The sequence below is a fragment of the Mycetohabitans sp. B46 genome (assembly GCF_037389205.1).
Lineage (GTDB): Bacteria > Pseudomonadota > Gammaproteobacteria > Burkholderiales > Burkholderiaceae > Mycetohabitans.
On record NZ_JADBGL010000006.1, the window covers coordinates 184,792 to 198,495 of the forward strand.

Consider the following 13,704-nt stretch of genomic DNA (forward strand, 5'->3'; position numbering starts at 1 on the left):
GATCGTTGCTTAACCGACTTCGCACCCTCGGTCTGCTAACGCACAAAGATTTGGGGCGACGACGGGAGCCAGTGCGACAACGGCTTGCGGTATAGGCCGACAGGCTTGTTTGATAAGGCGCCTATCGCGAAGAATGGGAATGTATGCGCATCTCTGCGCCTCGTATCGTGTTCGTTTATTCAGCGTTAACTTCGTGTTGTCTTATTAGCGCTTCGCGAGAGAGTGGGGATGTCCAGGTAGGGACGAACGCTGTCAGGTTCTGATGTAATAGGCCGTCACGCCGCGCGCGGTATGGACGGTTACGTCATACCCATCGCGGGCTAGTGTGATACGAACCGCAACCCTATGAATCTCGCAATCGAGCCGGCATCGGACCGGTGAGCGCCATAACTGATTGACCTGGCGTCGGACTCAATTGCGCCATGCGGTGGGTGTAGGAAGGGCGGCTATCCCTTATGTGTCGCTCGAGCGTGGGGCCGAGCAGGGCGTTTCCGGACTATCTCAAAGCGCTGCGAGCAAACCCGGGGCCAGGACTGACGAGCCGGGCAATCGACTAATGGGCGTATGCCAATGGGGCGACGCTGAAATTGATTCAGCCGGGCAAGCCGGCGCAGAATGCGTTCATCGAGTCGCTCAACGGCAAGTTCAGCGATGAACGTGTCAATAAGCACGGGTTCACGAGCCTCGTGCGTACTCGAGCAGCCGTCGCGGTGTAACGCCTGAGCTATAGCGAGCAGCGGCCACACAGCACACTGAATTACCTTTCACTAACAGAATTCGCGGCGAAACATCGGCAACAGCAAATATTCCTGCCACTTCCCAGCAATGGGTCTAAAGGGACTTTGCTAAAAGCACCGTAAGCTCTAGTAAAAAGGATAGGTCAAATTTGCAGAGTTCCTTTTAGGCAGCGCAGGGCCGCTATAGCCGAGCGCGCTGCCTGTTCAGAACTGCGAATATGCCGCCTCGTGGCCAGTGCTCAAAGCCACTAGGATGACACAACCAAGCGCATCATCCAGTAAAAAATTAGATTTGGTGGCTTTCGACAGGTTTTGGCAATGCTGAAGCATTGCCGTCCCAAGCTCCACCACCCGCATTTTGAGCCCCTTCATCCATATTATGGTTCTGTACTGTCTTACCAGCATTATTTTTTAACGCTTCCCTAAGTTCTGCTGCTGCTTGAGCCACCATATCTTGAGGGATTATTGGCTTCCAATTGTTGCCATCCCATATGCTCCAGGGATTAGTAGTATTATTGGGATCCAGTTTTAGACTATCCTTCGACAGATTCCCGTCCGGCCCAATATAAGAGCGAGTCGGGTCGATACCATGCATTGAGCTGATGGGGTCCATATCCACTCCTCATAAACAGTTAACAAAACGCATCGCATCGTAAACGCGTTGCGCGTTACGCAGTGTGCCGATAGCACGACAAGGCTAGAGGCGTTTTCCGAAATGAACCAGCACCATACGAAGCGCGTCATCTCATGTCGTTCATGCTGCAAGCCAAGCCAGGCTGCTATGCGTTTCTCGGCAATGGCCGTGGCGCACATCGCACCGCGGGGCACGGATTAGACCCGTGCGAGTTGCATCCCGCCAGCGATGACTTTAATGACGCGCTGCTGGGGAGCGGCGCACCCTATGGGGTCAAGCTTGCCCAGGCGGGGTGGCACTTGAGCGAGTGCCGGTCAAGCAGCCTCATGCAGGGTTGACGGCGATTTGCCTCCAGGAATGTCTCGGGGGCTGACGTTCAAAGTGACATTGCTGGGTGCTTACCGCAAGCGCGGGAAACCGGCCTGCTGAGGCCAGGGCTCCAGGGGGCGTACAAAGCCCAACGCCCGCTTCGAGTGGAAGCGGGCGTTGGGGGGGAAGGGGGAGCCTGACGATTACCTACTTTCACACGGGCAATCCGCACTATCATCGGCGTGGAGTCGTTTCACGGTCCTGTTCGGGATGGGCAGGGGTGGGGCCGACTCGCTATGGTCATCAGGCAAAGGGGGGGGCTGTCGCGCAGGGCGCGCGCCAGCCAATCTGGAATGGGAAGCAGTCGGTAGGTTGCGTGGTGGCACAACGGTAAAACGGACCAGTTATAGGATCAAGCCTTACGGGCCATTAGTATCGGTTAGCTAAGCGCATTACTGCGCGTACACACCCGACCTATCAACGTCCTGGTCTTGAACGACCCTTCAAGGGGATCGCGTCCCCGGGGAAGTCTCATCTTGAGGCGAGTTTCCCGCTTAGATGCTTTCAGCGGTTATCTCTTCCGAACATAGCTACCCGGCGATGCCACTGGCGTGACAACCGGTACACCAGAGGTTCGTCCACTCCGGTCCTCTCGTACTAGGAGCAGGCCCCCTCAAACTTCCAACGCCCACGGCAGATAGGGACCAAACTGTCTCACGACGTTTTAAACCCAGCTCACGTACCTCTTTAAATGGCGAACAGCCATACCCTTGGGACCGGCTACAGCCCCAGGATGAGATGAGCCGACATCGAGGTGCCAAACACCGCCGTCGATATGAACTCTTGGGCGGTATCAGCCTGTTATCCCCAGAGTACCTTTTATCCGTTGAGCGATGGCCCTTCCATACAGAACCACCGGATCACTATGACCTGCTTTCGCACCTGCTCGACTTGTCGGTCTCGCAGTTAAGCACGCTTATGCCATTGCACTATCAGCACGATTTCCGACCGTACCTAGCGTACCTTCGTACTCCTCCGTTACGCTTTGGGAGGAGACCGCCCCAGTCAAACTGCCTACCATGCACGGTCCCCGTGCCCGATTCAGGGCACTAGGTTAGAGCCTCAAACAAACCAGGGTGGTATTTCAAGGACGGCTCCACGCAAACTAGCGTTCACGCTTCCAAGCCTCCCACCTATCCTACACAGATCGGTTCAAAGTCCAATGCAAAGCTACAGTAAAGGTTCATGGGGTCTTTCCGTCTAGCCGCGGGTAGATTGCATCATCACAAACACTTCAACTTCGCTGAGTCTCGGGAGGAGACAGTGTGGCCATCGTTACGCCATTCGTGCAGGTCGGAACTTACCCGACAAGGAATTTCGCTACCTTAGGACCGTTATAGTTACGGCCGCCGTTTACCGGGACTTCAGTCAAGGGCTTGCACCCCATCATTTAATCTTCCGGCACCGGGCAGGCGTCACACCCTATACGTCCACTTTCGTGTTTGCAGAGTGCTGTGTTTTTATTAAACAGTCGCAGCCACCAGTTCATTGCAACCCCTTCACCCTCCTGGCGCAGGCCAGTCAAGCTAGCAGGGCGTACCTTATCCCGAAGTTACGGTACCAATTTGCCGAGTTCCTTCTCCCGAGTTCTCTCAAGCGCCTTAGAATACTCATCTCGCCCACCTGTGTCGGTTTGCGGTACGGTCTCGTTAGACTGAAGCTTAGAGGCTTTTCTTGGGACCCCTTCCGATTGCTTCGCGGCTCAAGGCCGCTCGCCCCACACCCTTGAATTACGCGCCCGGATTTGCCAAAGCGCCTTCTCCAATGCAGGGACCGGGATTTCCGACACCCGGACAACCTTCCGCGATCCGTCCCCCCATCGCATCTAACGACGGTGCAGGAATATTAACCTGCTTCCCATCAGCTACGCATTTCTGCCTCGCCTTAGGGGCCGACTCACCCTACGCCGATGAACGTTGCGTAGGAAACCTTGGGCTTACGGCGAGGGGGCCTTTCACCCCCTTTATCGCTACTCATGTCAGCATTCGCACTTCCGATACCTCCAGCACACTTCTCAATGCACCTTCGCAGGCTTACGGAACGCTCTCCTACCATGCGCACTTAGCGTGCGCATCCGCAGCTTCGGTAACTGGCTTAGCCCCGTTACATCTTCCGCGCAGGACGACTCGATCAGTGAGCTATTACGCTTTCTTTAAAGGGTGGCTGCTTCTAAGCCAACCTCCTGACTGTTTTAGCCTTCCCACTTCGTTTCCCACTTAGCCAATTTTAGGGACCTTAGCTGGCGGTCTGGGTTGTTTCCCTCTTGACGTCGGACGTTAGCACCCGGCGTCTGTCTCCCGTGATTGCACGCTTCGGTATTCGGAGTTTGCTATGGCGAGGTAATCCGCAATGGACCCCTCAACCATGACAGTGCTCTACCCCCGAAGGTGAGACACGAGGCACTACCTAAATAGTTTTCGGAGAGAACCAGCTATTTCCAAGTTTGTTTAGCCTTTCACCCCTATCCACAGCTCATCCCCTAACTTTTCAACGTTAGTGGGTTCGGTCCTCCAGTACGTGTTACCGCACCTTCAACCTGGCCATGGATAGATCACTTGGTTTCGGGTCTACGCCCAGCAACTGTGCGCCCTATTCGGACTCGCTTTCGCTACGCCTGCCCTATCCGGTTAAGCTCGCTACTGAACGTAAGTCGCTGACCCATTATACAAAAGGTACGCCGTCACCCCTTACGAGGCTCCGACTGTTTGTATGCATGCGGTTTCAGGATCTATTTCACTCCCCTCCCGGGGTTCTTTTCGCCTTTCCCTCACGGTACTGGTTCACTATCGGTCGATCACGAGTATTTAGCCTTGGAGGATGGTCCCCCCATCTTCAGACAGGATTTCACGTGTCCCGCCCTACTTCTCGTACCCCTAGTTCCACACCTTGGTTTTCGCCTACAGGGCTATCACCTGCTACGGCCGCCCTTTCCAGAGCCTTCGGCTAACCAGGATGCTAAATGGTACAGGCTCATCCCATTTCGCTCGCCACTACTTTGGGAATCTCGGTTGATTTCTCTTCCTGCGGCTACTTAGATGTTTCAGTTCGCCGCGTTCGCTTCGCGTGACCTATGGATTCAGTCACCGATGACCCATACGGGCCGGGTTGCCCCATTCGGACATCTGCGGATCAAAGCTCGTTTGCCAGCTCCCCGCAGCTTTTCGCAGGCTACCGCGTCCTTCTTCGCCTGTGATCGCCAAGGCATCCACCGCATGCACTTGTTCGCTTGACCCTATAACAAGTCCGTCTTGCAACGCACCTATCATAGGCTGAGTTTTCGCGTTGTGCCGTATCTTCCAAGCGTCTTCTCAGATCACTCAAAATAATACTATCAATCACTACCCGTCTATCTTCCACGCCCATCTCAAGACGCGTCCAATAGACATTACTGCTTCTTTTTCCAGATTGTTAAAGAACGTCACAGCCATACTGCACTGCTTGACCCACAGGTCAATCGCCAGCGCTCGAGCCTCGAGCGCTCGCGATTGAGCGGTGGTGGAGGCAGACGGGATCGAACCGACGACCCCCTGCTTGCAAAGCAGGTGCTCTCCCAGCTGAGCTATGCCCCCTTATTGGGTTTGGGCCGCACGGCGCGCCGCGCTCAGCGCACACTCCACTTGCGTGGTGGGTCTGGTTGGATTCGAACCAACGACCCCCGCCTTATCAAGACGGTGCTCTAACCGACTGAGCTACAGACCCGTTGTCTGTCCCTGTGACTTTCACAGCCGATAAGCGTGAGTACTTGATTTGGAGGCACTTGAGCTCCAGAAAGGAGGTGATCCAGCCGCACCTTCCGATACGGCTACCTTGTTACGACTTCACCCCAGTCATGAATCCTACCGTGGTGACCGTCCTCCTTGCGGTTAGACTAGCCACTTCTGGTAAAACCCACTCCCATGGTGTGACGGGCGGTGTGTACAAGACCCGGGAACGTATTCACCGCGACATGCTGATCCGCGATTACTAGCGATTCCAGCTTCATGCAGTCGAGTTGCAGACTGCAATCCGGACTACGATCGGTTTTCTGGGATTAGCTCCCCCTCGCGGGTTGGCAACCCTCTGTTCCGACCATTGTATGACGTGTGAAGCCCTACCCATAAGGGCCATGAGGACTTGACGTCATCCCCACCTTCCTCCGGTTTGTCACCGGCAGTCTCCCTAGAGTGCTCTTGCGTAGCAACTAAGGACAAGGGTTGCGCTCGTTGCGGGACTTAACCCAACATCTCACGACACGAGCTGACGACAGCCATGCAGCACCTGTGCGCCGGTTCTCTTTCGAGCACCCCCACCTCTCAGCAGGGTTCCGACCATGTCAAGGGTAGGTAAGGTTTTTCGCGTTGCATCGAATTAATCCACATCATCCACCGCTTGTGCGGGTCCCCGTCAATTCCTTTGAGTTTTAATCTTGCGACCGTACTCCCCAGGCGGTCAACTTCACGCGTTAGCTACGTTACTAAGGAAATGAATCCCCAACAACTAGTTGACATCGTTTAGGGCGTGGACTACCAGGGTATCTAATCCTGTTTGCTCCCCACGCTTTCGTGCATGAGCGTCAGTATTGGCCCAGGAGGCTGCCTTCGCCATCGGTATTCCTCCACATCTCTACGCATTTCACTGCTACACGTGGAATTCTACCTCCCTCTGCCATACTCTAGCCTGCCAGTCACCAATGCAGTTCCCAGGTTAAGCCCGGGGATTTCACATCGGTCTTAGCAAACCGCCTGCGCACGCTTTACGCCCAGTCATTCCGATTAACGCTCGCACCCTACGTATTACCGCGGCTGCTGGCACGTAGTTAGCCGGTGCTTATTCTTCCGGTACCGTCATCCAGCCCAGTTATTCGCCAGGCTGTTTTCTTTCCGGACAAAAGTGCTTTACAACCCGAAGGCCTTCTTCACACACGCGGCATTGCTGGATCAGGGTTGCCCCCATTGTCCAAAATTCCCCACTGCTGCCTCCCGTAGGAGTCTGGGCCGTGTCTCAGTCCCAGTGTGGCTGGCCGTCCTCTCAGACCAGCTACAGATCGTCGCCTTGGTAGGCCTTTACCCTACCAACTAGCTAATCTGCCATCGGCCGCCCCTTGAGCGCGAGGCCCGAAGGTCCCCCGCTTTCCTCCTCAGAGCGTATGCGGTATTAATCCGGCTTTCGCCGGGCTATCCCCCACTCTAGGACACGTTCCGATGTCTTACTCACCCGTTCGCCACTCGCCGCCAGGCCGAAGCCCGCGCTGCCGTCCGACTTGCATGTGTAAGGCATGCCGCCAGCGTTCAATCTGAGCCAGGATCAAACTCTTCAGTTCAAACCTGTTACTTGTTTGGGCCCTCGCAGACCCTGTCGCTCAACTCAAAACGTTGACAAGTTTCGATCTCTCAAAACCTACCTTCATTTCGTATGAGACTTGATGTATTCCTTCGCTTGGCCGCAGCCGGACTGTTACCCCCGACTACCGCCCGCCTCGCCATCAAGTACCCACACTTATCGGCTGTTACTTGTTAAAGAGCATCGCGCTACCTGCGCCTCGGCCCATCCGACCTCAGCCCCGCATCGCGTCGCTGCATCAGCAGCAGAGAAACGAGATTATGAACACAATCTTGCGAAGCGTCAACAACTTTTTTACCACCCTGGTGCAATGCTGACCGCCTCACACCCCGTTGACCACCCCGCCCGCTGCGCTTGCTCCTTCAGCGGCCCCGCTGCGCACTGCAGCAAGGGGGCGAATCATAAGCCAATCGCGCCTCCACCACAAGGGCCCGCGGACATTTTTTTCAGCGCACTCTTTTCTCACCTCACCCGCCCGTCGAGCACGCCCGATACGCCCCCCCCCCCACCCCTTCCCCGCCCCGTCAGCCGCGGGCCTCCCCCTCCAATGCGACAGCACACACCCCGCCAGCAGCACCGCTGTCGGCCATCGCCCGATAGCCGGCATCGCTTCGATGTACGCGGTCGCCGCTATCGTAGCGGGCCGTCATCCGTGTCGGATTGGGCGGCATTATGCAGCGCCGCGTCGAAATCGATGGCGCCATCGAATTGGTGCTGCGCTCTGATCCAGTCGTTCACCGCGCTGCGCACGGCTTCGCACGACGCAGGAAGGTTTGCCAGCGTAAGGGTCCCGGTTTAGATTCGGACGCCGCGCCGGTGTGCATCAGCAGCCACTCGCTGATAGCCATCGATCAATTGCGGCGCACCAATCACCTTATACGGGGAATCACAATCAAGGCCAGCCCAACGCGGTATGGCACCGAAATTGATATCGTTGATCCCGACCAGCACGATGACGGCGTGCATACCCGGTTGTTCCAGTGTGTCGCGCTTGAAGCACGAGACGACAAAAATTATTAACCGACCGGTCGGTAGGTTTATACTGCACAAAGAATCCTGCTGGAGGCTTCCCATGTATACGCAATCGCTCGACCTGCCGGGCAACACCGCGCTGGCCGACAGCCCCGTTGCCAGCATAGAGCAGCAGCGCTTCGACGCGCGCATCGCCGCGGACGACAAGATCGAACCGCAAGACTGGATGCCTGACGCCTATCGCAAGACGCTAGTGCGGCAAATCTCGCAGCATGCGCACTCCGAAATCGTCGGTATGTTGCCCGAGGGCAACTGGATCAGTCGCGCGCCGAGCTTGAAACGCAAGGCAATCCTGCTGGCCAAGGTGCAGGACGAGTGTGGGCATGGACTGTACCTGTACAGCGCTGCAGAAACGCTGGGCGTCTCGCGCGATCAGATGCTCGATGCGCTGCACAGCGGCCGTGCGAAGTATTCGAGCATTTTTAACTACCCCACGCCGAGCTGGGCCGACGTCGGCGTGGTCGGATGGCTAGTCGATGGCGCTGCGATCATGAACCAGATCCCGCTGTGCCGCTGCACGTATGGCCCTTATGCGCGCGCGATGATCCGCATCTGCAAGGAAGAGTCTTTTCACCAACGGCAAGGCTTCGATGCGTTGCTAGTCATGATGCAGGGTACCGCGGCGCAGCGCGAGATGGTGCAGCAGGCCGTGGACCGCTGGTGGTGGCCAGTGCTCATGATGTTCGGTCCGAGCGACAAGGACTCGGTACACAGTAACCAGTCCGCCCGATGGGGAATCAAGCGCATATCGAACGACGACCTTCGGCAAAAATTTGTCGACGCGACCGTCGAGCAGGCCAAGGTCCTCGGCGTCACGTTACCCGATCCGGACTTGAAGTGGAATGAGGCGCGCGGCCACTACGACTACGGCGCAGTGGACTGGGAAGAATTCTGGCGTGTGGTCAACGGCGACGGCCCTTGCAACCGCGAGCGGCTAGCCACGCGCGTGAAGGCGCATGCGGACGGCGCCTGGGTACGCGAGGCGGCGCTAGCGTACGAGGCCAAGCAGGCTCGACGCAACGAACAGCAAGCGGCGTAGTGGTGCGCCGGCGCGAATTGAGGAGGACCCCATGAGCAAGGAATGGCCGATTTGGGAAGTGTTTGTACGCAGCAAGCAGGGGCTGGACCACAAACATTGTGGCAGCCTGCATGCGGCGGACGCACACATGGCGCTGCGCATGGCGCGTGACGTCTACACGCGCCGACAGGAAGGCGTGAGCATCTGGGTCGTACCGGCCGCGGCCATTACCGCGTCGGCGCCCCACGAAAAGTCTGAACTGTTCGATCCGGCCGGCGACAAGATCTACCGTCATCCCACCTTCTATCAGTTGCCGGACGAAGTCAACCACATGTAAAGACAGGACGGACCACGCTCATGCCGACGCAACACCATTTAGCGTATGTGCTACGCCTTGCGGACAATACTCTGATTCTCGGTCAGCGCAATGCCGAATGGACCGGGCATGGCCCGGTCCTCGAAGAGGATATCGCGCTGGCCAATATCAGCCTGGACCTAATCGGCCAGGCCCGGCTGCTCTATACGCACGCCGGCTCGCTGGAGGCCGTGCTCACTGGCCAGGCACGCGACGAGGACGACTACGCGTTCTTCCGTGAGGAACGCGAGTTCCGCAATTACACGATGCTAGAGCTGCCGCACGCCGGCCCGTATTGCAGTACTGTGCGCGCCGACCGGGACTATGCGATAACGATCGTGCGCAATTTCTTGTATTCGATGCTGATGCTGCACGTCTGGAATGCGCTGCTGCACTCTAGTGATACCGAGTTGGCCGCGATCGCCGCCAAGTCACTGAAGGAAACGCGGTACCACGTGCACCACGCGCGCGACTGGCTGGTACGGCTCGGCGACGGCACGCACGAATCGCATCGCCGCACACAGGCCGCGGTCGACTTCCTCATGCCGTACACGAGCGAGTTCTTCTCCGGCGACGAACTCGAGCAGTCCATCGCGGCACAAGGTATCGGCCCACTGAATGCGACGCTGCAGCCGGACTGGTCGGAGCATGTCCGGGCGGCGCTCGATGAAGCCACGCTCGCGTGGCCGCGCACGGGTCGATATGTGACGACCGGTAAGCTGGGCGAGCACTCCGAGCACATGGGCTATCTGCTGGCGGAAATGCAAAGCCTGGCCCGCCAGCATCCCGGCGCCCACTGGTAGGGCGGTGCAGGCCGCTCCCGGCCCCATTCCGGCATGGACGCCCGGCTTCCGAATTCGACAGAGAAACGCATGCCAGACAGCTCGACCGACACTTCACTTGTTGCCCGCGCGTGGGCGGCGCTGGACGCGGTACCGGACCCGGAAATCCCGGTTGTGTCGATTCGCGAACTCGGCATTCTTCGCGACGTGCGGCAGGCACCGGACGGCGTCATTGAAGCGGTGATCACGCCAACCTACTCGGGTTGCCCGGCCATGGCGCAGATCGCCGAGGACATCGGCGCGGCGCTGGATGGCGCGGAGCTTGCGCCGCACCGTGTCGTCACTGTGCTCGCGCCTGCGTGGACCACCGACTGGATCACCGAGGGCGCGCGCGAGAAGCTGCGCCACTACGGAATCGCACCGCCGTCACAGACTAGCACGATGCAGGGAACGCAAGTAGCGCAGCCGGTCAGGATAGTGTTGCGCAACGAGCGCGAGCACGCGCAGCCTACTTGCCCCCATTGCGGTTCGCCGAACACCGAGCGGCTGTCGCAGTTTGGGTCAACCGCGTGCAAGGCACTGTATCGCTGTATTACCTGCCGCGAACCTTTCGATTACTTCAAACCGTATTAATATGGCCTCTCCGCAATTTCATTCGCTGCGCATCCGCGAAGTGCGCGCCGAAACGCCAGACGCAGTCTCGGTCGCTTTCGAGGTCCCTGTCGAATTGCGCGACGCGTACCGGTTCACGCAGGGGCAGTTCGTCACGCTCAAGGCCCATATCGACGGCGAGGAAACGCGCCGCTCATACTCGATCTGCGTCGGCGTCACCGACTACGAACGGGACGGTGAATTACGCATCGGCATCAAGCGGGTGCGCGGCGGCCGCTTCTCGAATTTTGCGTTCGACACCCTGCAACCGGGACACATGATCGATGTCATGACGCCCGATGGCCGCTTTTTCACGCATTTGAATGCCGACCATGACAAACAGTATGTCGCGTTTGCGGCAGGCTCGGGCATCACACCGGTGCTGGCCATTATCAAGACAACATTGGATGTCGAGCCGCGCAGCACTTTTACGCTGATCTACGGCAATCGCAGCGTCGATGCAATCATGTTCGCCGAGGAATTGGAAGACCTGAAGAACCGGTACATGAACCGGCTGATCCTGTATCACGTGCTGTCGGTCGATGTGCAAGATGTCGAACTGTTCAATGGCGTGCTGGACCGGGCCAAGTGCGACGCTTTTCTGCAGTCGCTAGTGCCGGCCGACTCAATCGACGAAGCCTTCATTTGCGGACCCGCACCGATGATGGATGCCGCCGAGGACGCCTTGAAAGCCGCCGGCGTGCCACAACAGCACATCCATGTGGAACGCTTCGGCACACCGCTGCCACAAGCCGGCGTACCACCGGTCGAGATAACGGAAAACACGCCTGCGGCGGATCTGGAAATCGTGCTCGACGGCAAGCGCCGCAAGCTGCGCCTGCCATATGAGGGCGTGAGCCTGCTCGACGTTGGACTGCGCGCGGGGCTCGCATTGCCGTACGCTTGCAAGGGCGGCGTGTGCTGCACGTGCCGCGCCAAAGTGATCGACGGAAAAGTCCGGATGGAGAAGAACTACACGCTCGAGCCCCAAGAAGTGGATGCCGGCTTTGTCCTCACCTGTCAATGCCACCCGGTCAGCGAACGCGTGGTCGTCAGCTACGACGAACGCTGAACCGTGCACTGCGCGGGGCCGCCATCATTCGCGGCGCCGCCGGTCACGATCCGCAGCAATCGCTTACACTAGCACCTGTTCACGTATAGCCCGGCTCGCGTAGCGGACTGGCGACATGCCGGGAACCGCACAGCGCGGACCCGCTTGCCGATTGCCCGTAAGCGGGCGACCTTCATGACAACGATTCATATTACCAACGGGGATGTGGCGGCCGCCTCGCTTCGTGCAGCGCTGGCCAGTGCGCAACGCAACGAGGAGGTCCTCGCGTTGCGTGACGATCTCGCGTTTGGCCCAATCCGCGCTATCGACAGTGACGTGCATGAACGCGCGGCGTTCTGGCAGCAGGTCCTCGATGCATCAGACCAAGATGTCGCGTCCGAATTGAACGAGCAGAACGCCGCGTTGGAACGGCTGGTCGGATCGGCACTGAATATCGTCGTCTGGCATGCACAAAGCGCGTCAGATCAATTGATGCTGCGTCGCGTTGCATGGTATCTGCGCACCCAGCCGCAACGGCTCAACGAAGTGGCCCTCGGCGCACGCGAGTTGCCGCGCGAGACCGCCCCGCGTGCCGACGGCGCAAGCGCAATCGGCATGTTCGGCGCCGACGCGCTGGCCACGCGCATCCAGATGGCCGCGCCGATCTCGGTGTTGCGGATCGGGCGGCTTGCGCTGGAGTGGCAGGACGTGCGGCGGCTCAATGGCGACGTGCGATGCTGGCGCGAGAACCGCTTCGTGACCGGCACCTATGCGCCAATCGACGACGCATGGTTGCAGCATACCGATGATCGATGGCAAAGGGTGACCAACGTCGCCGCCCGGGTCATGCAGGGCGACTTCGGCGCCTGCGTGACCGATACGATCGCGTTGTGGCGCTGCAGGGAACTGGCCACGGCCGGCCGCCTCGTGCTCAGCGGCGAGGCGCCTCGACAGTGGCGTGATGTGCAAGTGCGACGGCCGTAGGCCAACGACGTGCCTGTCACGCTGACCGGACAGAACCTCAACCGAATTACCCCCATGGCCCGCACCCGAGCTCCCGATCATGAAAGCCAGCGCGAGCAGATCTTGAATCTGGCCGCTGAGAAATTCGCGCAGACCAGCTACCCGAGCACATCGATGGCGGACCTGGCCGCGGCCAGCGGTACGTCGAAGGCACGCCTATACCATTATTACGAGAGCAAGGAAGCCATCCTGTTCGATTTGCTGGACCGGTACACCAAGCAACTCATGCTGATCATCGCCGAGGTCGAGGGCGCCAGCCAGCGACGGGAACTGAACGAGCAGCAAACTTTCGCGGCGTTAATCCGCGCCTTCCTCGCCGAATATGAGACGTCGCACACGCGGCATATCGCGCTGCTCAACGACGTCAAGTATCTGGTGCAAACGCAGCGCGAAATTATCCTAGACCGGCAACGCGACATTGTTGCCGCGTTTGCGCGCCAACTGGCTCGCGCCTATCCGCGGCGGGTGACCAAAGCCAACCAGATGGCGCTCACCATGATGGTATTCGGCATGATCAACTGGACCTTCACGTGGCTCAAGCCGGGCGGCAAGATGACCTACGCGGACTTCGCGGACGAGGTCGTCGCCGTGCTCGAGCGCGGATTGCTCACGCCGCCGCCCGTTGCGTAGCAATAATCCCTGCCCGGACCATGACAATTCACCTGGTGTTGTGAGAGCGCAACAGTGCTCGTCAAGGTCTATCATACGTCGTTTTTATGCTTCTGGATGGCGG

Annotated in this window: 9 protein-coding genes, 2 tRNA genes, 3 rRNA genes and 2 pseudogenes; 9 read left to right on the forward strand and 7 right to left on the reverse strand. The window is 58.6% G+C overall.

All coding sequences use genetic code 11. From position 1 onward, the window contains the following. Positions 1–453 precede the first annotated feature (453 nt). A pseudogene (locus IHE30_RS08790) lies at positions 454–835 on the forward strand (integrase core domain-containing protein); the annotation flags it as partial. Between the two features lie 188 nt (positions 836–1,023). On the opposite strand, the gene IHE30_RS08795 reads toward IHE30_RS08790, so the two are convergent. Further along, complete coding sequence (locus tag IHE30_RS08795) at positions 1,024–1,350, reverse strand: hypothetical protein (RefSeq protein ID WP_337689941.1); 327 nt, start codon at positions 1,348–1,350, stop codon at positions 1,024–1,026. Between the two features lie 137 nt (positions 1,351–1,487). On the opposite strand from IHE30_RS08795, the pseudogene IHE30_RS08800 reads away from it, so the two are divergent. Further along, positions 1,488–1,709, forward strand: a pseudogene (locus IHE30_RS08800) (amidohydrolase); the annotation flags it as partial. A 165-nt stretch (positions 1,710–1,874) separates the two neighbouring features. Here the strand turns inward: IHE30_RS08800 and rrf are convergent. The 6 genes from rrf to IHE30_RS08830 all read right to left on the reverse strand — a co-directional run bounded on the left by rrf (position 1,875) and on the right by IHE30_RS08830 (position 8,025). Further along, a 5S ribosomal RNA gene (gene rrf, locus IHE30_RS08805) occupies positions 1,875–1,988 on the reverse strand. A gap of 100 nt (positions 1,989–2,088) precedes the next feature. Then, positions 2,089–4,972: ribosomal RNA gene (locus tag IHE30_RS08810) — 23S ribosomal RNA — on the reverse strand. A gap of 261 nt (positions 4,973–5,233) precedes the next feature. Further along, positions 5,234–5,309, reverse strand: a tRNA-Ala gene (locus IHE30_RS08815). A gap of 53 nt (positions 5,310–5,362) precedes the next feature. Further along, positions 5,363–5,439, reverse strand: a tRNA-Ile gene (locus IHE30_RS08820). A gap of 69 nt (positions 5,440–5,508) precedes the next feature. Further along, positions 5,509–7,039, reverse strand: a 16S ribosomal RNA gene (locus IHE30_RS08825). Together the 16S, 23S and 5S rRNA genes with 2 tRNA genes alongside form the textbook arrangement of a ribosomal RNA operon. Before the next feature lie 815 nt (positions 7,040–7,854). Beyond that, a complete protein-coding gene (locus IHE30_RS08830) occupies positions 7,855–8,025 on the reverse strand; it encodes a hypothetical protein (protein ID WP_337689942.1) in 171 nt (56 codons plus the stop codon). A 106-nt stretch (positions 8,026–8,131) separates the two neighbouring features. On the opposite strand from IHE30_RS08830, the gene paaA reads away from it, so the two are divergent. The 7 genes from paaA to IHE30_RS08865 all read left to right on the forward strand — a co-directional run bounded on the left by paaA (position 8,132) and on the right by IHE30_RS08865 (position 13,601). After that, positions 8,132–9,130 (forward strand): 1,2-phenylacetyl-CoA epoxidase subunit PaaA, encoded by a 999-nt coding sequence (gene paaA, locus IHE30_RS08835; protein WP_337689943.1) that lies wholly within the window; start codon positions 8,132–8,134, stop codon positions 9,128–9,130. Positions 9,131–9,161: 31 nt separating this feature from the next. Further along, entirely contained in the window at positions 9,162–9,446 is a 285-nt protein-coding gene (gene paaB / locus IHE30_RS08840) for a 1,2-phenylacetyl-CoA epoxidase subunit PaaB (RefSeq protein WP_337689944.1), read from the forward strand. Positions 9,447–9,466: 20 nt separating this feature from the next. Further along, on the forward strand, positions 9,467–10,267 hold the full coding sequence (gene paaC, locus IHE30_RS08845; RefSeq protein ID WP_337689945.1) for a 1,2-phenylacetyl-CoA epoxidase subunit PaaC: 801 nt from the start codon (positions 9,467–9,469) through the stop codon (positions 10,265–10,267). Between the two features lie 33 nt (positions 10,268–10,300). Beyond that, positions 10,301–10,879 carry a 1,2-phenylacetyl-CoA epoxidase subunit PaaD gene (paaD, locus tag IHE30_RS08850; RefSeq protein WP_443193631.1) on the forward strand — a complete coding sequence of 193 codons (579 nt, stop codon included), beginning with the start codon at positions 10,301–10,303 and terminating at the stop codon, positions 10,877–10,879. Between the two features lies 1 nt (position 10,880). Continuing rightward, on the forward strand, positions 10,881–11,969 hold the full coding sequence (gene paaE, locus IHE30_RS08855) for a 1,2-phenylacetyl-CoA epoxidase subunit PaaE (protein ID WP_337689947.1): 1,089 nt from the start codon (positions 10,881–10,883) through the stop codon (positions 11,967–11,969). Positions 11,970–12,143: 174 nt separating this feature from the next. Continuing rightward, positions 12,144–12,932 (forward strand): DUF1835 domain-containing protein, encoded by a 789-nt coding sequence (locus IHE30_RS08860; RefSeq protein WP_337689948.1) that lies wholly within the window; start codon positions 12,144–12,146, stop codon positions 12,930–12,932. A 54-nt stretch (positions 12,933–12,986) separates the two neighbouring features. After that, complete coding sequence (locus IHE30_RS08865) at positions 12,987–13,601, forward strand: TetR/AcrR family transcriptional regulator (RefSeq protein ID WP_337689949.1); 615 nt, start codon at positions 12,987–12,989, stop codon at positions 13,599–13,601. Positions 13,602–13,704 lie beyond the last annotated feature (103 nt).

Excerpts from the sequence above, each read along its gene's own strand:
- IHE30_RS08795 (WP_337689941.1), bottom strand. The coding sequence starts at position 1,350 with ATGGACCCCATCAGCTCAATGCATGGTATCGACCCGACTCGCTCTTAT.
- IHE30_RS08830 (WP_337689942.1), bottom strand. The coding sequence starts at position 8,025 with ATGCACGCCGTCATCGTGCTGGTCGGGATCAACGATATCAATTTCGGT.
- paaA (WP_337689943.1), top strand. The coding sequence starts at position 8,132 with ATGTATACGCAATCGCTCGACCTGCCGGGCAACACCGCGCTGGCCGAC.
- paaB (WP_337689944.1), top strand. The coding sequence starts at position 9,162 with ATGAGCAAGGAATGGCCGATTTGGGAAGTGTTTGTACGCAGCAAGCAG.
- paaC (WP_337689945.1), top strand. The coding sequence starts at position 9,467 with ATGCCGACGCAACACCATTTAGCGTATGTGCTACGCCTTGCGGACAAT.
- paaD (WP_443193631.1), top strand. The coding sequence starts at position 10,301 with ATGGACGCCCGGCTTCCGAATTCGACAGAGAAACGCATGCCAGACAGC.
- paaE (WP_337689947.1), top strand. The coding sequence starts at position 10,881 with ATGGCCTCTCCGCAATTTCATTCGCTGCGCATCCGCGAAGTGCGCGCC.
- IHE30_RS08860 (WP_337689948.1), top strand. The coding sequence starts at position 12,144 with ATGACAACGATTCATATTACCAACGGGGATGTGGCGGCCGCCTCGCTT.
- IHE30_RS08865 (WP_337689949.1), top strand. The coding sequence starts at position 12,987 with ATGGCCCGCACCCGAGCTCCCGATCATGAAAGCCAGCGCGAGCAGATC.